This window comes from Aeromonas sp. ASNIH1 (assembly GCF_002934285.1).
In the GTDB taxonomy this organism is placed as follows: Bacteria; Pseudomonadota; Gammaproteobacteria; order Enterobacterales; family Aeromonadaceae; genus Aeromonas; species Aeromonas caviae.
The window spans coordinates 2607336-2629451 of sequence record NZ_CP026228.1 but is presented as its reverse complement, the minus strand read 5'-3'; the positions used below and the strand labels follow the sequence as shown (position 1 = coordinate 2629451).

At 59.1% G+C, this 22116-nt stretch carries 21 protein-coding genes, 2 tRNA genes and 1 pseudogene; 6 read left to right on the top strand and 18 right to left on the bottom strand.

What is annotated here, in order from left to right; genetic code table 11:
* Positions 1-54 precede the first annotated feature (54 nt).
* Positions 55-981, bottom strand: a complete 927-nt coding sequence (locus C2U37_RS12850; protein ID WP_041212511.1) for a L,D-transpeptidase family protein — start codon at positions 979-981, stop codon at positions 55-57.
* A gap of 443 nt (positions 982-1424) precedes the next feature.
* On the opposite strand from C2U37_RS12850, the gene trhP reads away from it, so the two are divergent.
* The 3 genes and pseudogenes from trhP to C2U37_RS25070 form a co-directional block, all read left to right on the top strand.
* Entirely contained in the window at positions 1425-2789 is a 1365-nt protein-coding gene (gene trhP, locus C2U37_RS12845) for a prephenate-dependent tRNA uridine(34) hydroxylase TrhP (RefSeq protein ID WP_010675357.1), read from the top strand.
* A 1-nt stretch (position 2790) separates the two neighbouring features.
* Positions 2791-3039 carry a YfhL family 4Fe-4S dicluster ferredoxin gene (locus C2U37_RS12840; RefSeq protein WP_052815997.1) on the top strand — a complete coding sequence of 83 codons (249 nt, stop codon included), beginning with the start codon at positions 2791-2793 and terminating at the stop codon, positions 3037-3039.
* Positions 3040-3043: 4 nt separating this feature from the next.
* Positions 3044-3149: pseudogene (locus tag C2U37_RS25070) on the top strand (YfhL family 4Fe-4S dicluster ferredoxin); the annotation flags it as partial.
* Positions 3150-3347: 198 nt separating this feature from the next.
* On the opposite strand, the gene C2U37_RS12830 reads toward C2U37_RS25070, so the two are convergent.
* Entirely contained in the window at positions 3348-3740 is a 393-nt protein-coding gene (locus C2U37_RS12830; RefSeq protein WP_039041125.1) for a DUF1090 domain-containing protein, read from the bottom strand.
* A 160-nt stretch (positions 3741-3900) separates the two neighbouring features.
* Between C2U37_RS12830 and C2U37_RS12825 the strand changes: the two genes are divergently transcribed.
* The gene (locus C2U37_RS12825; protein ID WP_010675361.1) at positions 3901-4254 is read left to right on the top strand and encodes a DsrE/DsrF/TusD sulfur relay family protein; all 354 of its coding nucleotides are present in this window, start codon (positions 3901-3903) and stop codon (positions 4252-4254) included.
* Positions 4255-4257: 3 nt separating this feature from the next.
* Here the strand turns inward: C2U37_RS12825 and C2U37_RS12820 are convergent, their stop codons facing one another.
* The 16 genes from C2U37_RS12820 to rlmE all read right to left on the bottom strand — a co-directional run bounded on the left by C2U37_RS12820 (position 4258) and on the right by rlmE (position 21039).
* On the bottom strand, positions 4258-5469 hold the full coding sequence (locus C2U37_RS12820; RefSeq protein ID WP_052815990.1) for an MDR family MFS transporter: 1212 nt from the start codon (positions 5467-5469) through the stop codon (positions 4258-4260).
* A gap of 142 nt (positions 5470-5611) precedes the next feature.
* Entirely contained in the window at positions 5612-7753 is a 2142-nt protein-coding gene (gene pnp / locus C2U37_RS12815; protein WP_104452436.1) for a polyribonucleotide nucleotidyltransferase, read from the bottom strand.
* A gap of 180 nt (positions 7754-7933) precedes the next feature.
* Complete coding sequence (gene rpsO, locus C2U37_RS12810; protein WP_010675364.1) at positions 7934-8203, bottom strand: 30S ribosomal protein S15; 270 nt, start codon at positions 8201-8203, stop codon at positions 7934-7936.
* A gap of 135 nt (positions 8204-8338) precedes the next feature.
* Positions 8339-9289: a tRNA pseudouridine(55) synthase TruB gene (gene truB / locus C2U37_RS12805; RefSeq protein ID WP_041215670.1), complete on the bottom strand. Its 951-nt coding sequence runs from the start codon at positions 9287-9289 to the stop codon at positions 8339-8341.
* 1 nt (position 9290) lies between these two features.
* Complete coding sequence (gene rbfA / locus C2U37_RS12800) at positions 9291-9725, bottom strand: 30S ribosome-binding factor RbfA (RefSeq protein WP_010675366.1); 435 nt, start codon at positions 9723-9725, stop codon at positions 9291-9293.
* Positions 9726-9780: 55 nt separating this feature from the next.
* Complete coding sequence (gene infB, locus C2U37_RS12795) at positions 9781-12483, bottom strand: translation initiation factor IF-2 (RefSeq protein ID WP_043153231.1); 2703 nt, start codon at positions 12481-12483, stop codon at positions 9781-9783.
* A gap of 20 nt (positions 12484-12503) precedes the next feature.
* Complete coding sequence (gene nusA / locus C2U37_RS12790; protein ID WP_010675369.1) at positions 12504-14006, bottom strand: transcription termination factor NusA; 1503 nt, start codon at positions 14004-14006, stop codon at positions 12504-12506.
* A gap of 14 nt (positions 14007-14020) precedes the next feature.
* Entirely contained in the window at positions 14021-14479 is a 459-nt protein-coding gene (gene rimP / locus C2U37_RS12785) for a ribosome maturation factor RimP (protein WP_010675370.1), read from the bottom strand.
* A 166-nt stretch (positions 14480-14645) separates the two neighbouring features.
* Positions 14646-14722, bottom strand: a tRNA-Met gene (locus C2U37_RS12780).
* Positions 14723-14813: 91 nt separating this feature from the next.
* Positions 14814-14898 (bottom strand) — tRNA-Leu (locus C2U37_RS12775).
* 7 nt (positions 14899-14905) lie between these two features.
* Entirely contained in the window at positions 14906-15232 is a 327-nt protein-coding gene (gene secG, locus C2U37_RS12770; RefSeq protein ID WP_010633113.1) for a preprotein translocase subunit SecG, read from the bottom strand.
* Positions 15233-15997, bottom strand: coding sequence for a triose-phosphate isomerase (tpiA, locus tag C2U37_RS12765; RefSeq protein ID WP_104452435.1), 765 nt, complete (start codon positions 15995-15997; stop codon positions 15233-15235).
* 131 nt (positions 15998-16128) lie between these two features.
* A complete protein-coding gene (gene glmM, locus C2U37_RS12760; protein ID WP_039040289.1) occupies positions 16129-17463 on the bottom strand; it encodes a phosphoglucosamine mutase in 1335 nt (444 codons plus the stop codon).
* An 18-nt stretch (positions 17464-17481) separates the two neighbouring features.
* Positions 17482-18327, bottom strand: coding sequence for a dihydropteroate synthase (gene folP / locus C2U37_RS12755; RefSeq protein WP_104452434.1), 846 nt, complete (start codon positions 18325-18327; stop codon positions 17482-17484).
* A gap of 84 nt (positions 18328-18411) precedes the next feature.
* On the bottom strand, positions 18412-20364 hold the full coding sequence (ftsH, locus tag C2U37_RS12750) for an ATP-dependent zinc metalloprotease FtsH (protein ID WP_039040290.1): 1953 nt from the start codon (positions 20362-20364) through the stop codon (positions 18412-18414).
* A 45-nt stretch (positions 20365-20409) separates the two neighbouring features.
* Positions 20410-21039, bottom strand: coding sequence for a 23S rRNA (uridine(2552)-2'-O)-methyltransferase RlmE (gene rlmE, locus C2U37_RS12745; RefSeq protein ID WP_010675375.1), 630 nt, complete (start codon positions 21037-21039; stop codon positions 20410-20412).
* A 97-nt stretch (positions 21040-21136) separates the two neighbouring features.
* On the opposite strand from rlmE, the gene yhbY reads away from it, so the two are divergent.
* Entirely contained in the window at positions 21137-21433 is a 297-nt protein-coding gene (gene yhbY, locus C2U37_RS12740) for a ribosome assembly RNA-binding protein YhbY (RefSeq protein ID WP_010675376.1), read from the top strand.
* Positions 21434-21538: 105 nt separating this feature from the next.
* On the top strand, positions 21539-22081 hold the full coding sequence (locus C2U37_RS12735) for a PilZ domain-containing protein (RefSeq protein WP_104452433.1): 543 nt from the start codon (positions 21539-21541) through the stop codon (positions 22079-22081).
* The last annotated feature ends 35 nt before the right edge of the window (positions 22082-22116 follow it).

Below are 22116 nucleotides of genomic sequence, written 5' to 3'. Positions count from 1 at the left end.
ACAACAACGGCGACCTGATGGTCGCCGTTGTTGTTTAACTGCACTTGCCGGCCATTACGCCTCTGGATTGAGGCGGGTCGGGATGCCGGTACGCTGTTCCAGCACCTGCTTGACCACGTTGGAATCGCTGTCAGCGTGGGCGATGAAGCGGGTGGTAGCCGGGGTCATGGGCAGCGGCACGGAGGCGGTGGAGTTGAACTCTTCCTCGGTGCGCGACAGCGGCTCGTGCACTTCCATGTAGCGACCGCCATCCGGCTCGACCGTGGTCTTGACCGGCTGGTTGACGAACTGGACGCGGGTGCCGACCGGCACGTGATCGAACAGGTACTTGATGTCGTCGGCGCGCAGGCGCACGCAGCCGCTGCTCACCCGCAGACCGATGCCGAAGGTGGCGTTGGTGCCGTGGATGGCGTACAGGTTGCCGATGTAGAGCGCATGCAGGCCCATGGGGTTGTCCGGGCCGGCCGGCCAGACCGCGGGCAGGGTCTTGCCCTGGGCGGCGTAGCGGCGACGGATGTTCTCGGTCGGGGTCCAGGTCGGGTTGGCACGCTTGCGCTCAACCTTGGTGATCCAGTTCTCCGGGGTGTTGACCCCGAGCTGGCCGATGCCGATGGGCAGCACATGCACCACGTTCTTGCCCTTCGGGTAGTAGTAGAGACGCATCTCCGCCACGTTGATGACGATCCCTTCGCGGGGAGCGTTGGGCAGGATCAGCTGATGGGGAATGATCAGCGTGCTGCCCGCCTTGGGCAGGTAGGGGTCGACGCCCGGGTTGGCTTCCATGATGTTGGTCAGACCCAGCTGGAAGTCGGAGGCGATCTGCTCCAGCGGACGGTTGTCTGCGGGCACCACGTATTCCTGGTTCTCACCGATCAGGCGGCTGTTGGCTGCAGGCAGCTGGTATTCAACGGCGGCGGCCTGCTGGCTGACCAGCGCCAGCGTACATAAAAGAGCCGAAGCGGCAATGCGAAGGGGATTCATAAAATTCCTGTATGGTTTCCTGTTCCTGTGGGCCTTTGCCCTGCTCATCATCGGTCTCTTGTGGACCCGTCACCGGGGACCAACAACCGAGCGCGCATTCTTTCCCGAGCAGGGCAAAATTTCAACTTGGAGATGGTCTTTTTCGCCGAAAAGATCCATTTCACCGCCAACTCGGGGGCCTCTTTCACCCCTTGCACTCTAGCAACCCCAGTCTGAGCGTAAAATGAACATGGCGCAGGTATGCCAGGGTCGTCCCAAATTGCATGACGAGGCGGTCACGAGTACAATCTCGCACCCCGTATATCCGGAGTATCGAGTCACCTCCTGCTCCGATGTACCCCCATCGGATGGCCGTGCGTCGAAGACGGTCGCGCCACCGATGAACCCACACGACGCCATCAGGTGGCGCCGTCCTGATTTGCAATCAGATAAAAGAGTCCAACATGTTCAGACCAGAATTGCTCTCCCCTGCCGGGACCCTCAAGAACATGCGCTACGCCTATGCCTATGGCGCAGACGCCGTCTATGCGGGCCAGCCGCGCTACAGCCTGCGGGTACGCAACAACGAATTCGATCACGAGAATCTGCAGCTCGGCATCAACGAGGCCCATGCCCTCGGCAAGCAGTTCTATGTGGTGGCCAACATTCAGCCCCACAACTCCAAGCTCAAGACCTTCATCCGCGACATGCGCCCTGTAGTGGATATGAAGCCGGATGCACTCATCATGTCCGATCCCGGTCTCATCATGATGATGCGCGAAGCCTTCCCCGACATGCCTATCCACCTCTCGGTGCAGGCCAACGCGGTCAACTGGGCCACGGTGAAGTTCTGGCATCAGATGGGCCTGACCCGTGCCATCCTATCCCGCGAGCTGTCTCTCGACGAGATCGAGGAGATCCGCATGCAGGTGCCGGAGATGGAACTGGAAGTCTTCGTCCACGGGGCGCTGTGCATGGCCTACTCCGGCCGCTGCCTGCTCTCCGGCTACATCAACAAGCGTGACCCCAATCAGGGCACCTGCACCAACTCCTGCCGCTGGGAGTACAAGGTGCACGAGGGCAAGGAAGATGACGTGGGCCAGATCGTCCACCGCCAGGAGCCCATCGCCGTGCAAAAGGTGGATCCGACCCTGGGCGCAGGCAAGCCGACCGATGCCCTGGTGCTGCTGGAAGAGTCCAACCGCCCGGGCGAGTTCATGACTGCGTTTGAAGACGAGCACGGCACCTACATCATGAACTCCAAGGATCTGCGCGCCGTCGAGCACGTCGAGCGCCTGACCAAAATGGGCGTTCATTCGCTGAAAATCGAAGGCCGTACCAAGTCCTTCTACTACTGCGCCCGTACCGCCCAGGTCTATCGCAAGGCCATCGACGATGCGGTGGCTGGCCGTCCGTTCGATCCGACCCTGATGGGCACCCTCGAGAACCTGGCCCACCGCGGCTACACCGAGGGCTTCCTGCGCCGTCACAACCACAGCGAATACCAGAACTACGATTACGGTTACTCCGTCTCCGACACCCAGCAGTTCGTCGGCGAGATCACCGGTCGCAACGGTGACATGGTCGAAGTCGAGGTGAAGAACAAGTTCCTGCTGGGCAACAGCCTGGAGCTGATGACCCCCCAGGGCAACCTCAGCTTCAACCTGGAGCAGATGCAGAACCGCAAGGGCGAGCTCATCGACACCGCGCCGGGCAACGGCCACGTGGTCTACGTCCCGGTTCCCAAGGAGATCGACGTGAATTACGGCATCCTGCTGCGCAACCTCGGCGAGCGCGAGGATACCCGTCAACCTCACTCGGCGGCCTGAGATGGCACTGCTCATCACCGACAAGTGCATCAACTGTGACATGTGCGATCCGGAGTGTCCGAACCAGGCCATCACCCTGGGGAGCAAGATCTACGAGATAGACCCGGATCGCTGCACCGAATGCGTCGGCCACTATGAGAAGCCCACCTGCATCAGCGTCTGCCCCATCGACTGCATCATCTGGGATCCCGCCCATGTGGAGACCGAAGATCAGTTGATGGAAAAGCTCGTGCGGATGCACAGGCAGTAACGCCTGCATCAGCGTCTGCACCCATGGACGGCATCCTCCGGGATCCCGTCCATAGGGTGGAAACCGAAGATCAGTTGATGGAAAAGTTCGTGCGGATGCACAGGCAGTAGCTGTAGCACCTGCATCAGCATCTGCGCCCCATGGACGGCATCCTCCGGGATCCCGTCCATAGGTTGGAAACCGAAGATCAGCGGATGGAGAAGTTCGTGCGGATGCACAGGCAGTCAGCGTCTGACACTCGCGGGCGCATTATCCAGAAATAGAAAAAGCCGGGCATGCCCGGCTTTTTCTATTGCGCTGCCCTTCCCTCAGGGTTTGACCAGTTTTTGCAGCGCCTCGAGTTCGCGCTGGGCTTCCAGCAACTCGGCCTGGGACTCCTCCAGCTTGGACTGCTTCTTGGCAATCTTGTCCGGCTTGCCCGATACCCGTGCGCTCTGCAACTCGGCCAGCCGCTCTTCCACTTCTTCCCTCTGCTTGACCACCTTGCGTTGCTGCTCCTCAAGGAGCCCGGCATCGGTACAATGGGCCTCCAGGTTGCGCAGTGCCCGCTCAAGGCCGGCTACCTGCTCCTGGTTGTTGTGCGCCCTGGCGAACGCAAGCTGATCCGTCACGGCCTGCTGTCTGGCCTTGCAGCCGATGTTTTCACTACCATAGGCTTGTCCGGCCAACAACAATAAGCCTATTCCGGCGATCTTCCACATAACAACCTCTTTGTTCTGTCATACTGGATGGCCGTCCATGAGACCTGACTCCCTGTGTGAGGTCAAGACACACGGGGCCGGGCTACGACAGAGTGTGCTCTGCATCATGCCGGGCCGCTTTCGCCGAGGCTACAATGGCCCTTTCAATCAGGAGAGCCACATGACCCAACACATTCTCATCATTGCCAACGGCGCCCCCTATGGCAGCGAGTCCCTGTTCAATGCCCTGCGCCTCGGCATCGCCCTCAAAGAGGAGGGAAAGGTAGACCTCAACCTCTTCCTGATGTCAGATGCCGTCACTGCTGCTCTGGCCGGGCAGGCTCCGGCCGAGGGCTACAACCTGCGCCAGATGCTGGAGATACTGCTGGCTCAGGGCACCCGGATCCGGCTTTGCAAGAGTTGCACCGATGCGCGCGGCATCACCCCGCTACCCCTTGTCGAGGGCATAGAGATAGGCACCCTCCCCCTGCTGGCCCAATGGACTCTGGCCGCCGACAAGGTGCTGACCTTCTAGCCGTCAGGGCCCGGCCCGGACCAGCGCTGGGCGCGAGGTCCGGGTACTCAGACCATAGAGCATCAGGATCACCAGGCAGAGCAGCGCCATCAGGGCATAAAGCCAGCTCCCGCCCCAGTGGGCCAGCACCCAGCCTCCCAGCAAGGCCCCCATGGCCACCCCGAGTCCGGAGATGGAGGCCGCCCCGAAATAGCTCCCCTTCAAATGACCAGGCGCCATCTGATCGATCAGCACATTGAGCAAGGGGAAGAGGATGCACTCCCCGACGCTCAAGAGGATCACCGCCACTATCCAGTGCCACCAGATGGCGGTATCCCCCAGCGCAAACTGCAACTGGGCGCCGAGAAAGAGCGCCACCCCGAGTTGCAGCTTGTGCCGCGTGGACCAGCGGGCAGTCAGGTGCAGCAGGGGGAACTGCAGCATCACTATGGTCAGCGCGTTGGTCGTCACCAGCCAGCCGATGAGCCGCTCCACCTCCGGCGTCCCCGCGCGGGTCAGATACTGGATGAGGGGCGACTCGAACTGGGCATAGACCAGCATCAGCAGCAGATTGGCCATGATCAGCAGCAGAAACCCCCTGTCCTGCCAGAGCACCCGCAGCACGGCACGCATGCCGGGCCCGGCCGCCTGGCTGGTGTGGCAACCTGCCAGCCTGAACCCGATGACAAAGACGATGCCAAGCAGCAGATAGCTGGCACTGAGCAACAGGAAGGTCTCCTGACGCGCGCTCAGGCCATAGGTGACGCCGAGCAGAGGACCGATGGCCGCCCCCAGGTTGAGCAGGAAATAACGCAGGTGCAGCGCCAGCTCACGGGCTTTGGGCTCGGCCAGATTGTCGGCCATCAGTGCCTTGCCCGGTGAGTCGATGAGCCCGTAGGAGAGTCCGCTGCCGATCACTCCGAGTGCCAGCCAGCCCACCTGGTGGGAGAGGCCGAGCAGGGCCACGCTGGCGGCGGAAACCAGGCAGCCGAACAGCAGGATGTTGCGCCGCCCCCATTTGTCCGAGAACCAGCCGCCATAGAAGCTGACAAGCGTGGAAAGCGCCGCCGTGGCCCCCAGGATCAGGCCTATCAGGGTCGCCGAAAGTCCGTAGTCACGGTAGAGCAGGATGGAGAGAAAGGGCCAGACCATGAAGAAGGTGGTACGCACCATGAAAGTGCCCAGGATGACGATCCAGACCAGGGAAGGAAACTGCCTGAGGTAGGCCCATGACATGCTGCAATTCCTTTTGCCAACGAAGCGGGGTCGTCCCTTATATCAAGGGGCGCCAAAAGGAACAAGGAGACAATCTGCGCCATGCCGGGCGACAGGCACAAAAAAGCCGACCCAAGGGTCGGCTCTTTCACATACGGCAGCCTTATTCGGCAGCCGGCTCTTCGACGGCAACGGCAGCAGGAGCAGCAGCAGCCGCTTCGGTCGGTGCGTTCGCTTCCTTGATGGAGAGACGCACACGGCCCTGACGGTCCACTTCCAGTACCTTCACCTTCACCACGTCACCGATTTTCAGGAAGTCTGCCACGTTCTGCACGCGGGCATCGGTGATCTGGGAGATGTGCACCAGACCGTCTTTACCCGGCAGGATGTTGACGAAGGCGCCGAAGTCAGCCAGGCGCACGACCTTGCCTTCGTAGATGCGGTTCACTTCGATCTCGGCGGTGATGGCCTCGATGCGGCGGATCGCTTCCATGGCGGCTTCGTTGGCCACGGCGGAGATGCGAACGGTACCGTCATCATCCAGCTCGATGTTGGTGCCGGTCTCTTCGGTCAGTGCACGGATCACGGAACCACCCTTGCCGATCACATCCTTGATCTTCTCAGGATTGATCTTGATGGTGTGGATGCGCGGTGCGAAATCGGAGATCTGAGCACGGGGAGCCTGGATAGCTTCGTCCATCACTTTCAGGATGTGCAGACGAGCGCCACGAGCTTGCTTCAGCGCAATCTCCATGATCTCTTTGGTGATGCCTTCGATCTTGATGTCCATCTGCAGCGCGGTCACACCTTCGCTGGTACCGGCTACCTTGAAGTCCATGTCGCCCAGGTGATCTTCGTCACCCAGGATGTCGGACAGCACGACGAAACCTTCCTCTTCCTTCACCAGACCCATGGCGATACCGGCAACGGAGGCCTTGATCGGCACACCGGCATCCATCAGCGCCAGGGAGGAACCACAGACAGACGCCATGGAGGAGGAACCGTTGGATTCGGTGATTTCAGAGACTACGCGCACCACGTACGGGAACTCGGCGGCGCTCGGCATCACGGCAGCAACGCCGCGCTTGGCCAGACGACCGTGACCGATTTCACGACGCTTCGGGCTGCCCATCATGCCGGTCTCGCCGACGCAGTAGGGCGGGAAGTTGTAGTGCAGCATGAAGCGATCGGCGCGGTTGCCGGTCAGCTCGTCGATGTTCTGGGCGTCACGCTCGGTACCCAGCGTGGCGACCACGATGGCCTGGGTTTCACCACGGGTGAACAGGGCAGAACCGTGGGCACGGGGCAGGATGCCGGTACCGACGGAGAGGGCGCGGATCATTTCCGGATCGCGACCGTCGATACGCGGCTCACCACGTACGACGCGACCACGGACGATGCGGCTCTCCAGGCTGTGGAACTCTTCGCCGATCTTCTTGGCATCTTCTTCCACGCCGGATGCGATGACTTGCTCGACCACGCGGCCCTTGATGGCAGCGATGGTTTCGTAACGAACAGCCTTCTCGGTGATACGGTAGGCTTCACCCAGCTCAGCTGTCGCCAGTTCGGCAACTTTGGCTTTCAGCGCTTCGTTGACGGCAGGCGGGGTCCAGTCCCAGGGCTTGGTACCGACGCCGGCAGCGAATTCATTGATGGCGTTGATCACGGTCTGCATCTGCTCGTGACCGTAGACCACGGCGCCCAGCATCACCTCTTCGGAGAGGATGGCCGCTTCGGATTCCACCATCAGCACCGCATTGGCAGTACCGGCAACCACCAGATCCAGATCGCTCTGGGGCAGTTCGGTGGTGGTCGGGTTCAGCACGTACTGGCCGTTCATGTAACCCACGCGGGCTGCACCGATCGGGCCGCCGAACGGGATGCCGGAGATGGCCAGGGCCGCGGAGGCACCGATCATGGCAACGATGTCGGGAGAAACGGCCGGGTTCACGGACATGACGGTGGCAACCACCTGAACCTCATTGAGGAAGCCTTCCGGGAACAGCGGACGGATGGGACGGTCGATCAGACGGGAGATGAGGGTCTCACCCTCGCTCGGACGGCCTTCACGACGGAAGAAACCACCCGGGATACGACCAGCAGCATAGGTACGCTCCTGATAGTTGACGGTCAGCGGGAAGAAATCACGGCCGTGATCGGCCTCTTTCTTGCCAACGACGGTCACGAAGACACAGGTATCGTCCATGCTGACCATGACGGCCGCAGTGGCTTGACGGGCCATCACACCGGTTTCCAGTGTGACGGTGTGTTGACCGTACTGGAATGACTTTACAATAGGATTCACGTGAATTTCCTTTTAACAATTTGGCGCTTTAAATTCGCGTGCAAGTATACTTGATTCGCATCAAAAGGTAAGCGCGGACGTCAATTCTGTGAGGCAGGCAACGGCCTGCATCCTGTTTGAAACTGGCAATAAAAAAGGGGAACCTCGCGGTTCCCCTTTTTTGCGAAATCTGATGGTCGATTAACGACGCAGACCCAGCTTGGCGATCAGAGCAGCGTAACGCTGAACGTCTTTACGCTTCAGGTAGTCCAGCAGCTTACGACGCTGGGAAACCATGCGCAGCAGACCGCGACGACCGTGGTGATCCTTGGCGTGCTCCTTGAAGTGACCTTGCAGATGGTTGATCTGGGCAGTCAGCAGGGCAACTTGCACTTCGGGGGAACCGGTGTCGTTGGCGCCACGAGCGTTGTCGGCAACGATTTGAGCTTTGATCTCAGCATTTAGAGACATGGTATTACTCCAGTAGAGTGTTTAAAGGTTCACAGCCAATCTCTAATTCAGCCGTGAAATGAGGGCGGTATCATAATCGTCCCCGCCCCTTTTCGCAACGGGAAAGACGCGTGACAGACCGATACCGCCTGAGGATCACTCCTCGTCGTGGTAGCGAACCAGACGCTTGGGCGCCACGCGCCCCTCGTCATCGATCTCGCCAACCCCGATGAATTCGCGCTCCGGGCCAACCGTCATGCGGACCTGGCCACTTTGGGGGCTACCTGCCACCTGCACGGCCTGACCCTGGTTCACATAGGCGGCCACGGCGACCAGCATGTTCACCTCGGGCAGGGAGGCCACGGCGGTGTCCATCGGCAGCAGCAGGGGATCCAGCTGCTCCCGTGGCGGAATGCTTTCGGCCTTGGCCTGCTCGAAGATGCACTCGAGCTGCTCCAGGGTCAGCATCCGCTCGTAGGGGTAGCTGGCCACCTGAGTGCGACGCAGCTGGGTGACGTGAGCGCCACAGCCCAGCACCTCTCCCAGATCGTCCACCAGGGAGCGGATATAGGTACCCTTGCTGCAATGCACTTCCAGCTTCACCTCGTTCCCCTCGAAGCCGAGCAGCTTGAGTTCGAAGATGGTGATGGGACGGGCTTCCCGCTCGATCTCGATCCCTTCACGGGCATATTCGTAGAGCGGGCGGCCGTTGTGCTTGAGGGCGGAGTACATGGACGGCACCTGCATGATGGGGCCGCGGAACTGGTCCAGCGCCTCGATCAGGGTACCCACGGCCACGTTCACCGGACGGGTGGAGACCACCTCGCCGTCGGAGTCGCTGGTATTGGTGCGCTCGCCCAGCTTGGCGGTCACCTCATAGCGCTTGTCCGCTTCCAGCAGATACTGGGAGAACTTGGTGGCCTCCCCGAGGCAGATCGGCAACATGCCGGTGGCCAGGGGGTCCAGGGCGCCGGTATGGCCAGCCTTGGCGGCGTTGTAGATCCGCTTGACCTTCTGCAACACATCGTTGGAAGTCAGGCCGGTCGGTTTGTCCAGCAGCAGGATGCCGTGTACGTCACGGCCTTTGAAACGACGTCTACGAGACATCTCAGGCGTTATCCTCAGTCGTGTCATCCGGTGCGGATTGCTCTTCGTCACGACCGGCTTCAGTCATGCGACGCTTGTCTTCACGCACAGTGTTGGTCACCAGGTTGGAGAGGCGCATCCCCTCGACCAGGGTCTGGTCGTAGTAGAAACGCAGCTCGGGCACCACCCGCAGACGCATGGCGCTGCCCAGCAGGCTGCGGATGTAACCGGCAGCCTCGGTCAGGCCCTTGAGCCCTTCCTTGATGCGCTCGGCGTCATTCTCCAGTTGCAAGAAGGTGACATAAACCTTGGCATAGTTGAGGTCCTTGGAGACCTCCACGTCGGAGACGGTCACCATGCCGATGCGCGGGTCTTTCACCTCGCGCTGCAGGATCAGCGCGATTTCACGCTGGATCTGCTGCCCGACCCGACGGGTCCGGCTGAATTCTCTGGCCATATTCTATCCTGCGATAAAAGGGGGCCGCGGCCCCCTATTTTGTCTAACGCTCGGCTTACAGAGTCCGCTGGATTTCAACGGTCTCGTACACCTCGATCTGGTCGCCTTCACGCACGTCGTTGTAGTTCTTGACCGCGATACCACACTCGTAGCCGTTGCGAACTTCGTTGACGTCATCCTTGAAGCGGCGCAGGGATTCCAGCTCGCCTTCATAGATAACCACGTTGTCACGCAGAACGCGAATGCGGTTGGAACGCTTGACCACACCTTCGGTAACCATACAGCCGGCAACGGCGCCGAACTTCGGCGACTTGAAGACGCTGCGCACTTCAGCCAGACCGATGATCTCCTGACGATACTCAGGAGCCAGCTTGCCGCTCATGGCCTGCTTCACTTCGTCGATCAGGTCATAGATGACGGAGTAGTAACGCAGATCCAGGCTCTCGGATTCGATGACCTTGCGCGCAGAAGCGTCGGCACGGACGTTGAAGCCCACCAGGATGGCGCTGGAAGCCGCGGCCAGGGTCGCGTCGGTTTCGGTGATGCCACCTACGCCGGAACCCACGATCTTCACCTTCACTTCGTCGGTGGAGAGTTTGACCAGCGCATCGCAGATCGCTTCCACAGAGCCTTGTACATCGGCCTTGATCACCACGTTCACTTCGGACACTTCGCCCTCGGTCATGTTGGCAAACATGTTTTCCAGCTTGGCCTTCTGCTGGCGAGCCAGCTTGACTTCGCGGAACTTGCCCTGACGGTAGAGCGCCACTTCACGGGCTTTCTTCTCGTCACGCACGACCGTGGCTTCGTCACCGGCAGAGGGAACACCGGACAGGCCGAGGATTTCCACTGGCAGAGAGGGACCTGCTTCCTTGATCTCGCGACCCAGTTCGTCACGCATGGCGCGAACCCGGCCGTATTCGAGACCGCACAGCACGATGTCGCCCTGACGCAGAGTACCTTCTTGTACCAGCACGGTGGCAACCGGACCACGACCTTTATCCAGGAAGGATTCGATCACGACGCCGTTGGCCATGCCGTCAACCACGGCTTTCAGCTCCAGGACTTCGGCCTGGATCAGGATGGCTTCCAGCAGGTCGTCGATGCCTTCGCCAGACTTGGCGGAGACGTGCACGAACTGGCAATCACCACCCCAGTCTTCGGACATGACGTTGTAACGGGCCAGCTCGGTCTTGACGCGATCCGGATCCGCTTCAGGCTTGTCGATCTTGTTCACCGCAACAACCAGCGGCACACCGGCCGCCTTGGCGTGCTGGATAGCTTCGATGGTCTGCGGCATCACGCCGTCGTCAGCTGCAACAACCAGCACAACGATGTCGGTCGCCTTGGCACCACGAGCACGCATGGAGGTAAACGCTGCGTGACCCGGGGTATCCAGGAAGGTGATCATCCCGCTGTCGGTCTGTACGTGGTACGCACCGATGTGCTGGGTAATGCCACCGGCTTCGCCCGCGGCGACCTTGGCTTTACGGATATAGTCCAGCAGCGAGGTCTTGCCGTGGTCGACGTGACCCATGATGGTCACGACCGGCGCACGCGGCTTGGCTTCGGAGGTCTCGTCACGATCGCTAAGTACCGCCTCTTCCAGCTCGTTCTCACGGCGCAGCACTACCTTGTGACCCATCTCCTCGGCGACCAGCTGAGCGGTCTCCTGGTCGATCACCTGGTTGATGGTGGCCATGGCACCCATCTTCATCATCACCTTGATGACTTCAACGCCTTTGACGGCCATCTTGTTGGCGAGCTCCGCCACTGTGATGGTCTCGCCGATGACGACGTCACGGTTGACCACGGCAGCCGGCTTGTTGAAGCCGTGTTTCATGGCGTTCGGCATGGCCATCTTGCCACGCTTGCCTTTGCGGGCACGGGGATCGCGGGAGTTGCGGTCATTGCGGTCGTCTTCGCGACGGCCGACTTTCTTCGGCGCCTTGGCAGCGGCAGCCGTGCGACGGCTGGTCTCTTCCTTACGATCCAACTCATCTTCGGCCGCTTGCGCGTGCTTGTTGGTGGTCAGATGGTAATCGCTGCTCTCTTTGGCGCGAGCCGCTTCTTCTTCAGCCCAGCGGGCCGCATTCTGTTCCGCCATGATGCGAGCCTCTTCGGCTTTCTTCGCGGCGAGTTCTTCAGCTTTTTGCAAAGCTGTCTGTTCCTGTTGGCGCTTCAGTTCTTCTGCTTCGCGCTTGGCCATCTTTTCTGCCTCTTGCTGAGCTGTGCTACCGGCTGCTTTGGCGGGCTGTTGAGCCTGTCGAGCCTTCTGTTGTGCCTCGATCCGCGCCTTTTCCTCAGCTTCACGACGAGCCTGCTCAGCCTCACGGCGAGCCTTCTCTTCAGCGTCGAGGCGGGCCTTCTCTTCGGCCTCGCGACGAGCTTTTTCTTCTGCTTCCAAACGCGCTGTTTCCTCGGCTTCCGCCTGGCGCTGTTCATCTTCCAGCGCCGAGCGTCTTACATAGGTGCGAGACTTGCGCACTTCTACCTGCACTTCCTTGTTCTTGCCGCCAGTCCCCTGAACACTCAGAGTGCTCTTGGTCTTGCGCTGCAAGGTCATGCGAGCAGGTGCGGTGACCTCGTCACCTCCATGCTGTTTCTTCAGATGTGCCAGTAGAGTCTGTTTCTCAGACTCGCTGACCATGTCGTCGGCCTTGCTCTTCACGATGCCGGCATCGACAAACTGCTGGAGAAGACGATCAACCGGCGTGTCGATGTCAGTGGCAAGTTGCTTAACTGATACTTCTGCCATTCATTTTCCTCCGTTTGACCTTATTCAGACTGCTCTTCTCCGAACCAACAGATATTGCGAGCAGCCATAATGAGCTCACCTGCCTTCTCGGCGGTCAACTCTTCGATGTCGGCAAGGTCATCGATACCTTGCTCTGCCAAATCTTCCAGGGTGCCGACGCCGCGAGCGGCCAGGGCATAGGCCATTTCACGGCCGAGGCCGGAGAGATTGAGCAGTTCTTCGGAAGGCTCGACGCCTTCAAAGGATTCTTCTTTGGCCAGGGCCTTGGTGGTCAGGGCATCCTTGGCACGCTTGCGCAGCTCTTCGACCATGTCTTCATCCAGACCGTCGATGGCCAGCAGCTCGTTGACCGGGACGAAGGCGATCTCTTCCAGGGTGGAGAAGCCCTCTTCCATCAGCAGGCCGGCGAAATCGTCGTCGATGTCGAGGGTGCTGGTGAACAGGTTCATGATGCGGTCGTTCTCGGCCTGGTGCTTGGCACGCATGTCCTCGACGGTCATCACGTTCAGTTCCCAACCAGTCAGCTGGGAGGCAAGACGCACGTTCTGACCGTTGCGGCCGATGGCCTGGGCCAGGTTGGCGGCTTCCACGGCGATGTCCATGGTGTGGTTGTCTTCATCGACGATGATGGAGGCCACATCGGCTGGCGCCATGGCGTTGATCACGTATTGGGCCGGGTTGTCATCGTACAGCACGATGTCGGCACGCTCACCGCTCAGCTCAGCGGAGACGGCCTGAACGCGGGCACCACGCATGCCGATACAGGCACCGATCGGGTCGATACGACGATCGTTGGTCTTCACCGCGATCTTGGCGCGGGAACCCGGATCACGGGCGGCGCCCATGATTTCAATCATCTCTTCGCCGATTTCCGGCACTTCGATGCGGAACAGCTCTTTCAGGAAGTCCGGGCTGGAGCGGCTGACGAACAGCTGGGAACCACGGGCTTCCGGACGCACGGCGTAGAGCAGGCCACGGATGCGGTCGCCGGGACGGAAGGTCTCACGGGGCAGCATGTCGTCACGGAAGATCACGGCTTCGGCATTGCTGCCCAGATCCAGGATCACATTGTCGCGGTTGCTCTTCTTGACCACGCCGCTGATGATGGTGCCTTCCTTGTCCTTGAACTGGTCAACGACTTGGGAACGCTCGGCCTCGCGCACTTTCTGCACGATGACCTGCTTGGCGGTCTGGGTGGTGATACGGTCGAAGGTCACAGAGTCAATCTGGTCTTCAACATAGTCGCCGATCTGGATATCCGGCTGCTCGATCTGAGCGGCTTCGAGGGTGATTTCCCCGTACGGGTTCTCCATGGAAGCCTGATCGGCCACCACGACCCAACGGCGATAGGTGTCGTAGTCACCGGTCTTGCGATCGATCTCGACACGCACTTCAATCTCGCCTTCGTATTTTTTCTTGGTCGCAGTCGCCAGCGCAGTCTCCAGAGCCTGGAAAATCTTCTCGCGGGGGACAGCCTTCTCGTTGGACACAGCGTCAACGACCAGCAAAATCTCTTTATTCATATCCGATAGCCTCGTTAACCAAAGTTCGGCACTATGTTCGCTTTTTGGATATTGGTGAAAGCCAACACCTCGTCCTTACCATCTACCGTCAGAGTGATCATGTCCCCCTGCACGGCTTTGATTACGCCTTTGAACTTGCGGCGGTTGTTTGTTGCCATCCGAAGCGTTACCGCCGCCTCCTGGCCAACGTATTTTTCGAACTGGGCGACCTTGAACAGTGGACGATCCAGACCCGGGGAAGACACCTCAAGGTAGTACTCCTCGGTGATGGGATCTTCGACATCCATGATGGCGCCGACCTGGCGGCTCACCTCGGCACAGTCTTCCACCGTCACGCCTTGCTCCGAGTCGATGAAAACGCGCAGGGTCGAGTGCTTACCCGCACGGATAAACTCGATACCCCACAGTTCAAAACCCAAGGCAACGACCGGAGCCTCGAGCAGATCGGTCAAACGTTGTTCCAACGTAGCCAAAGTCACCCTCCGAAAAACGAAAAAAGGGCATATAGCCCAGATAGAAATAGATTCAGAGTAAATTGCACATAACAAAAAGCCCCGATGTCAAATCGGGGCTTGGCGCTTTACCCTGATTGTCGCCTCGCAGCGACCGCCTTCCTGAGCGTAGGAAATGCGTGAAATTTGGTTGCGGGGGCCGGATTTGAACCGACGACCTTCGGGTTATGAGCCCGACGAGCTACCATGCTGCTCCACCCCGCGTCCGAAATCGTGCGAGATTATAGCCACTTCACTCTCGTTAGACAAGACTCAGCGGCTATAACATCCCGGTTACCCGGGTTCACTGCTTAATTGGTGCCGTGGGCGGGACTCGAACCCGCACACCCTAGAGCACTACCCCCTCAAGATAGCGTGTCTACCAATTCCACCACCACGGCAAAACTCTTACTCGGGAACGTCAGTATCTTTCTTCACTGGCGCTTTGCTCTGCTCAACTTGTTGAGTCTGTTGCAGATTTTCCCATTCACTACCCTGTTTGACCTTGTTGCTGGACATGGAACCCAGAACCAGACTAATCAAGAAAAACAGAGTAGCCAAAATCGCTGTTGTGCGGGTCAGGAAACTTCCTGAACCACCGGAGCCGAACACTGTATTCGATGCCCCTGCGCCGAAGGAGGCGCCCATATCAGCCCCTTTACCTTGCTGAATCATCACCAGACCAATCAGAGCCAGCGATACCAGCAGATAAACGACCAAAAGAATCTCGTACATTTAACTTGCACCCTTTGCCGCTTCAACTATTCCTAAAAACGCCTCGCCATCAAGACTTGCCCTGCCTATCAGACCGCCATCAATATCGGGCTGCGCAAACAAATCTTGTGCATTGGCCGGTGTCACGCTCCCACCATAGATGATTCTGACTTTCTCACCTATTACCGGAGTATCCTCCGCCAAGCGACTGCGAATAAAGGAATGAACCTCTTGTGCCTGCTCGGGTGTGGCGCATTTACCTGTACCTACAGCCCAGATTGGCTCGTAGGCGATGATAGCATTATCGAAAGCCATCGCGCCATTTTTCTCTATGACGATGTCCAGTTCCTCGGCAATCACCTCAAAGGTTCTTCTTGCCTGCCTCGCCGCACCTGACTCACCCAGACAAAGTATGGGTATCAGACCTGCTGCTCTGACTGCCGCAAACTTCTCTGCGACAATAAAACTGGTCTCACCAAAGAGACGCCTGCGCTCGGAGTGGCCAACAAGTACATATCGGCAACCTGCCTCGACCAGCATCTCACACGAGATTTCACCCGTATAAGCGCCTTGTCTGTGCTGGCTCACGTTCTGAGCCCCCAGCTTCACTCTTCCCTGCTCACCGAGCAGTTCGGCCGTGAAACCGAGATGCACATGGGATGGACACAAGACCACATCTACGTCTTCATCAATGCGCTCTGTGCACTGACTCGTAAACTGCTCTAACTGCGACCTACTACCGTGTAACTTCCAGTTGGCTGCTACAAACGGCTTGCGATGTCCCATCGGCAACTCCCTTGCGAAAGCGGGGCTGATAATATCCAGAGGATGCTCAGCTGACAAGTGCTATTTTCAAATTTTCGAATCGTTTGAACAAGATACAACCAAGGCGACTAAAAAGCCGCCTTGATTGTTCATTAAAACGCCGATTCGACCTGTTTGGCGATGCGCTCTGCCATATCGCGCACCTGCTGTTCGTGTTCACCTTCGACCATGACCCGAATCAGGGGTTCGGTGCCGGATTTGCGCAGCAGCACCCGGCCACGGCCGGCCAGTTCCTGCTCCACTGCCGCCACTTCCTGCTGAACGGCACTGGAGGTCAGCGGATCCTTGCCTTCGGCGAAGCGCACATTGACCAGCACTTGCGGGAACTTGCTCATGCCCGAACGCAATTTGGCCAGCGGCATCTCGGCACTGCGCATGGCCGTCAGCACCTGCAGGGCGGCGACGATACCATCCCCCGTGGTGGTCTGATCCAGGCAGATGATGTGACCGGAGTTTTCGCCCCCGATGCGCCAGCCCTTCTCGTTCATCATCTCAAGCACGTAGCGGTCACCCACCTTGGCACGGGCAAAGGGGATGCCCAGGGTCTGAAGTGCCAGCTCCAACCCCATGTTGGCCATCAGGGTGCCCACCACACCACCCTTGAGGCGGCCATGGCGCAGGGCATCCCGGGCGATGATGTAGAGGATCTCATCCCCGTCGATGATGTAACCAGTGCTGTCCACCATCACCAGACGGTCGCCATCACCGTCGAAGGCGACGCCGAGATCTGCCTTGCATTCCTGGACCTTGGCGGCCAGCGCCTCCGGTGCGGTGGAACCGACGCCGTCATTGATGTTGAGCCCATCCGGGCTGCAGCCGATGGCGATGACTTCGGCACCCAGCTCGCGGAAGACGGAAGGGGCGATGTGGTAGGTGGCACCATGACCGCAATCCACCACCATTTTCAGCCCTTCCAGGCTCAGATTGGAGGGGAAGGTGCTCTTGCAGAATTCTATGTAGCGACCAGCCGCATCATCGATGCGCTGCGCCTTGCCAAGCTCCGCGGACTCCACGCACTTGAGTTCGTTGTCGAGCTCGGCTTCGATGGCCAGCTCGACATCATCGGGCAGCTTGGTGCCGTCGGCGGAGAAGAACTTGATGCCGTTGTCGTAATAGGGGTTGTGGGATGCACTGATGACGATGCCGGCTTCGGCACGGAAGGTGCGAGTCAGGTAGGCAACCGCCGGGGTGGGCATGGGTCCCATCAATATGGCTTTGAGACCGGCGGCGGAGAGCCCCGCCTCTAGTGCCGACTCCAGCATGTAACCGGAGATACGGGTATCCTTGCCGATCAGCACCTTCTTGGTCCCTTTCTTGGAGAGCACCTTGCCGGCGGCCCAGCCCAGTTTCATGACGAAATCCGGGGTAATCGGGTATTCACCCACCTTGCCGCGCACGCCGTCGGTGCCGAAGTACTTTCTGGTCATTGTCTGTTTCTCGTTTTTCTATTTGGATATGAAATCTTGTCCCGTCATGGTCATCCAGCCTGTACGCAAGACATCCATGGTGGCCCGCACGTCGTGCACCCGGATGATCCTGGCGCCATGTTGCAACCCAATCAGGGCACAGGCCAGACTACCAGCCAACCGCTCGGCTACCGGGCGGTCAAGCAGGTTGCCTATCATAGACTTTCGTGACATGCCCACCAAGAGCGGAAGTTGGTAATCGAGCAGTGACGCCTGCTGTGCCAGCAGCTGATAGTTGTGCGCCAGCGTCTTGCCAAAGCCATAGCCTGGATCCAGTACCAGATGCTCACGCGGGATACCGGCCCCCAGACAAGCGGCAATCCGCTCGTCAAAGAAGGCTCTCACCTCCCCCAGCAAATCGTCATAGTGCGGCTCCACCTGCATGGTACGGGGCTGCCCCTGCATGTGCATGAGGCATACCGGTACGCCAGCCTCGGCCACCGCGCCCAGCGCTCCCGGCTCTTGCAGGGCGCGGACATCATTGATGAGGTGACCACCTGCAGCACAACCCTCCCGCATGACAATCGCCTTGGAGGTATCGAGGGAGATCATCACATCCAGCTCGGCGACCATGCGCTCCACCACGGGGATGACCCTGTCCAGCTCCTCCTGCTCGCTCACGTCGGGGGCGCCCGGGCGGGTCGACTCGCCACCTATATCGATAAGGGTGGCCCCATCGGCCACCATGTCGCGGGCATGACCCAACGCCAGATCGATCTGCTTGAAGCGGCCACCATCTGAAAAGGAGTCCGGCGTCACATTGAGAATGCCCATGACATGGGGACGGTCGAGAGAAAGGGGACGTCCCTTGCTGATTAACTGCATTGCTTCAACTACCTCCAACAAGAGCGGCAAACTCTTCGTGCAAAGAAAAACCCCGGGCAAGCCCGGGGTTTGTATCATGACAACTTATTTGGCCGGGACATCGTTCGCCTTGTCGATGTCACTCAGAGGTGCACTGCCCTCTTCAGTCGGCGCCTTGGCCTCCGGCCCGTTGTTCACGCTGGCACCGCCTTGCGGGGTGTCACCATGCTCATCATGCCAGTTGCTGGGAGCACGGACCTCGCGACGCGCCATCAGATCATCGATCTGCTTGGCATCGATGGTCTCGTACTTCATCAATGCATCTTTCATGGTGTGCAGCACATCCATGTTGTCCAGCAGGATCTGCTTGGCACGATCGTAGTTGCGATCGATGACCTGCTTGACCTCTGCATCGATGATGCGGGCGGTATCGTCAGACATGTGCTTGGCCTTGGCCATGCTGCGGCCGAGGAAGACTTCACCGTCCTCTTCTGCGTAAAGCATGGGGCCGAGACGCTCGGACATGCCCCACTGGGTGACCATCTTGCGAGCGATGTCGGTGGCACGTTCGATGTCGTTGGATGCACCGGTCGATACCTTCTCGGCACCGTAGATCAGCTCTTCCGCCAGACGACCGCCATACAGGCTGGAGATCATGGACTCCAGATGCTGCTTGGAGTGGCTCCAGCGGTCCTGTTCCGGCAGGTACATGGTCACACCCAGCGCACGGCCGCGCGGAATGATGGAGACCTTGTAGACAGGGTCATGATCCGGCACCACGCGACCAATGATGGCGTGACCCGCTTCATGATAGGCCGTCATCTCCTTCTCGGACTCTTTCATCACCATGGAGCGACGTTCCGCCCCCATCATGATCTTGTCCTTCGCCTTTTCGAACTCCAGCATGGAGACCACTCGGCGGCTCTCGCGAGCAGAGAAGAGGGCAGCCTCGTTCACCAGGTTGGCCAGATCGGCACCGGAGAAACCAGGGGTACCACGGGCAATCAGCGCCGGATTGACGTCATCCGCCAGCGGTACCTTGCGCATGTGCACTTTCAGGATCTGCTCACGACCGCGAACATCCGGCAAGCCGACCACGACCTGGCGGTCGAAACGACCTGGACGCAGCAGAGCAGGATCCAGTACGTCGGGACGGTTGGTGGCGGCGATGACGATGATGCCTTCATTGCCTTCAAAACCATCCATTTCAACCAGCATCTGGTTCAGGGTCTGCTCACGTTCGTCGTGACCACCACCCAGACCGGCGCCACGCTGGCGACCGACCGCATCGATCTCATCAATGAAGATGATGCAGGGGGAGGATTTCTTGGCCTGTTCGAACATGTCACGCACCCGGGAGGCACCGACACCCACGAACATTTCCACGAAGTCCGAACCTGAAATGGTGAAGAACGGCACCTTGGCCTCGCCTGCAATGGCTTTGGCCAGCAGGGTCTTACCGGTACCGGGAGGACCTACCAACAGGACGCCGGTCGGGATCTTGCCACCCAGCTTCTGGAATTTGGTCGGGTCACGCAGATAGTCGACCAGCTCCTTGACCTCTTCCTTTGCCTCGTCACAACCGGCTACGTCGGCAAAGGTAGTCTTGATCTGATCTTCGCTCATCAGGCGAGCCTTGCTCTTGCCGAACGACATGGCACCCTTGCCGCCGCCGCCCTGCATCTGACGCATGAAGAAGACCCAGACACCGATCAGCAACAGCATCGGGAACCAGGAGATGAAGATGGACGTGATCAGAGATGGTTCTTCCGGCTTCTCACCCATCACTTTGACGTTATGGTTGAGCATGTCGTTGAGCAGTTGGGGATCCGGCGCAGGAATGATGGTGGTGAAACGTTCACCGGTGCGCTTGACGCCATTGATGACCTTGCCATCCATCCGCACTTCACGGATCTGCTCCTGGGTCACTTCTTTCACGAAGCTGGAATAGTCCAGCTGGCGACTGGTGGTATCGCTGGGGCTGAAGCTATTGAACACCGACATCAGCACGACGGCGATGACCAGCCACAGGATTAGGTTTTTCGCCATGTCACTCAAATCAATGACCTCGCAGACTGACAGTTAACGATGAGGGTTAGGGTACTACAGTTTAAAACCGGTAGCCACAATGTAGACTTCTCGTGAACGAGCACGGGACGAGTCTGGTTTTCGAATCTTGACGACAGAGAAAAGTCTACGTATTTCATTGAGATAGGCATCAAACCCTTCCCCCTGGAACACCTTGACTACAAAACTGCCATTACTGCTCAGGACCTGATTGCACATGTCCAGCGCCAGTTCCACCAGGTACATGGCACGGGCTTGATCCACCTGCTGGGTACCGCTCATGTTGGGCGCCATGTCGGACATGACGACATCCACCTTGTCGGGGCCGACTCGCTCCAGCAAGGCGCCGAGTACAGTTTCCTCCCGAAAGTCCCCTTGCAGGAAATCGACACCGGCAATGGAATCCATCGGCAAAATATCACACGCAATGACGCGCCCCTTGTCACCGACCTGGTCGATAGCAAATTGGGACCAGCCACCGGGAGCAGCCCCCAGGTCCACTACCGTCATCCCCGGCTTGAGCAGCCGGTCTTTGCCCTGGATCTCGTCGATCTTGAAAACGGCGCGAGAGCGCAGTCCCAACTTCTGGGCTTTCTTGACGTATTGGTCGTCGAAATGTTCTTTTAACCAGCGGGTTGAACTGGGGGAACGTTTTTTCTGGGTCATGATTGTCGACTTTAAAAAACCACAAGGGTTATTAGTATTAAGGGCTAAGTGGGGGTAGAATACGCCCCTTTCAACCCTGACTTATGAAGAAATTGCCATGATTCTCAACAATAAACAGAAACAGTACCTCAAGGGCCTGGCCCACAGTCTGAAGCCGGTCGTCCTGCTGGGACAACACGGTCTGACCGAAGGGGTGCTGGCCGAGATCGATCTGGCCCTGAACCACCACGAGCTGATCAAGGTTAAGGTTGCGTCTGAAGATCGTGAGATGAAACAGCTGGTGATGGATGCCATCGTTCGCGAGACCGGCGCAATCAAGGTACAGAGCATGGGCCATGTACTGACCATCTACCGTCAGGCCAAAGAGCCCAAGATCCAGTTGCCGCGCAAGTAACAGGAAAGAGCATTCGCTCTTTCCTTCATTTCCCTTCTTCCCAAGTCGCTTGCCAAAATAGTTGCCAGGCCCTTAACCTGCGATGAATAGCCGTGGACACCCACTATGGACAAGCATCAGCTTCTCACCGATGAAGAACTGGCCATGCTGCGGGACCTGGGAAACGATGAAGACATTGCCACCAGCCAATACCTGCGCGGCACCCTGCCCCTTCCTCTCCAAAGCCTGTTGCAGCGAGCCAAGCCTCTGACACTCGAAGCCCGCATCGCCGGCTACCAATTGCGTTTCCCGCTCCACTGCACCCAGGCAGAGGAGGGCCACGCCGAGCTGCGCATCGCCGCACCGACCATTACCGAGCTGGGTTCGCCCCATCTGCGCGCCTGGCGACTCGACGAAAAGGCCGTGCTCTGCACCGAAGACGCGGAGTACGAGGTATACAGCCTCTCCCTTGGCGGTCTCATCGTGGCCGGCTTACCGGACGCCTTTGCCAAGGGAGATCCACTTGGCGGATACCTTCGCATCGAGGATCTCCCTCCCTTGGCCATGACAGGAACCCTCGTCAGGCACGTGGATGCCAATCAACATCACCATGACTGGGCCGTCCAGTTCCGGCTGGGCAAGGAGGATCAGGAACAATTGCGGGACTGACTCTTCCAGCGCCACCAGGACGCCTTCGTCCAGGC

Excerpts from the sequence above, each read along its gene's own strand:
- C2U37_RS12820 (WP_052815990.1), bottom strand. The coding sequence starts at position 5,469 with ATGTCATGGGCCTACCTCAGGCAGTTTCCTTCCCTGGTCTGGATCGTC.
- folP (WP_104452434.1), bottom strand. The coding sequence starts at position 18,327 with ATGCAGTTAATCAGCAAGGGACGTCCCCTTTCTCTCGACCGTCCCCAT.
- rpsO (WP_010675364.1), bottom strand. The coding sequence starts at position 8,203 with ATGTCTCTAAATGCTGAGATCAAAGCTCAAATCGTTGCCGACAACGCT.
- tpiA (WP_104452435.1), bottom strand. The coding sequence starts at position 15,997 with ATGGGACATCGCAAGCCGTTTGTAGCAGCCAACTGGAAGTTACACGGT.
- C2U37_RS12850 (WP_041212511.1), bottom strand. The coding sequence starts at position 981 with ATGAATCCCCTTCGCATTGCCGCTTCGGCTCTTTTATGTACGCTGGCG.
- rbfA (WP_010675366.1), bottom strand. The coding sequence starts at position 9,725 with ATGGCCAGAGAATTCAGCCGGACCCGTCGGGTCGGGCAGCAGATCCAG.
- trhP (WP_010675357.1), top strand. The coding sequence starts at position 1,425 with ATGTTCAGACCAGAATTGCTCTCCCCTGCCGGGACCCTCAAGAACATG.
- C2U37_RS12825 (WP_010675361.1), top strand. The coding sequence starts at position 3,901 with ATGACCCAACACATTCTCATCATTGCCAACGGCGCCCCCTATGGCAGC.
- glmM (WP_039040289.1), bottom strand. The coding sequence starts at position 17,463 with ATGACCAGAAAGTACTTCGGCACCGACGGCGTGCGCGGCAAGGTGGGT.
- infB (WP_043153231.1), bottom strand. The coding sequence starts at position 12,483 with ATGGCAGAAGTATCAGTTAAGCAACTTGCCACTGACATCGACACGCCG.
- C2U37_RS12840 (WP_052815997.1), top strand. The coding sequence starts at position 2,791 with ATGGCACTGCTCATCACCGACAAGTGCATCAACTGTGACATGTGCGAT.
- yhbY (WP_010675376.1), top strand. The coding sequence starts at position 21,137 with ATGATTCTCAACAATAAACAGAAACAGTACCTCAAGGGCCTGGCCCAC.
- C2U37_RS12830 (WP_039041125.1), bottom strand. The coding sequence starts at position 3,740 with ATGTGGAAGATCGCCGGAATAGGCTTATTGTTGTTGGCCGGACAAGCC.
- C2U37_RS12735 (WP_104452433.1), top strand. The coding sequence starts at position 21,539 with ATGGACAAGCATCAGCTTCTCACCGATGAAGAACTGGCCATGCTGCGG.
- secG (WP_010633113.1), bottom strand. The coding sequence starts at position 15,232 with ATGTACGAGATTCTTTTGGTCGTTTATCTGCTGGTATCGCTGGCTCTG.
- truB (WP_041215670.1), bottom strand. The coding sequence starts at position 9,289 with ATGTCTCGTAGACGTCGTTTCAAAGGCCGTGACGTACACGGCATCCTG.
- nusA (WP_010675369.1), bottom strand. The coding sequence starts at position 14,006 with ATGAATAAAGAGATTTTGCTGGTCGTTGACGCTGTGTCCAACGAGAAG.
- rlmE (WP_010675375.1), bottom strand. The coding sequence starts at position 21,039 with ATGACCCAGAAAAAACGTTCCCCCAGTTCAACCCGCTGGTTAAAAGAA.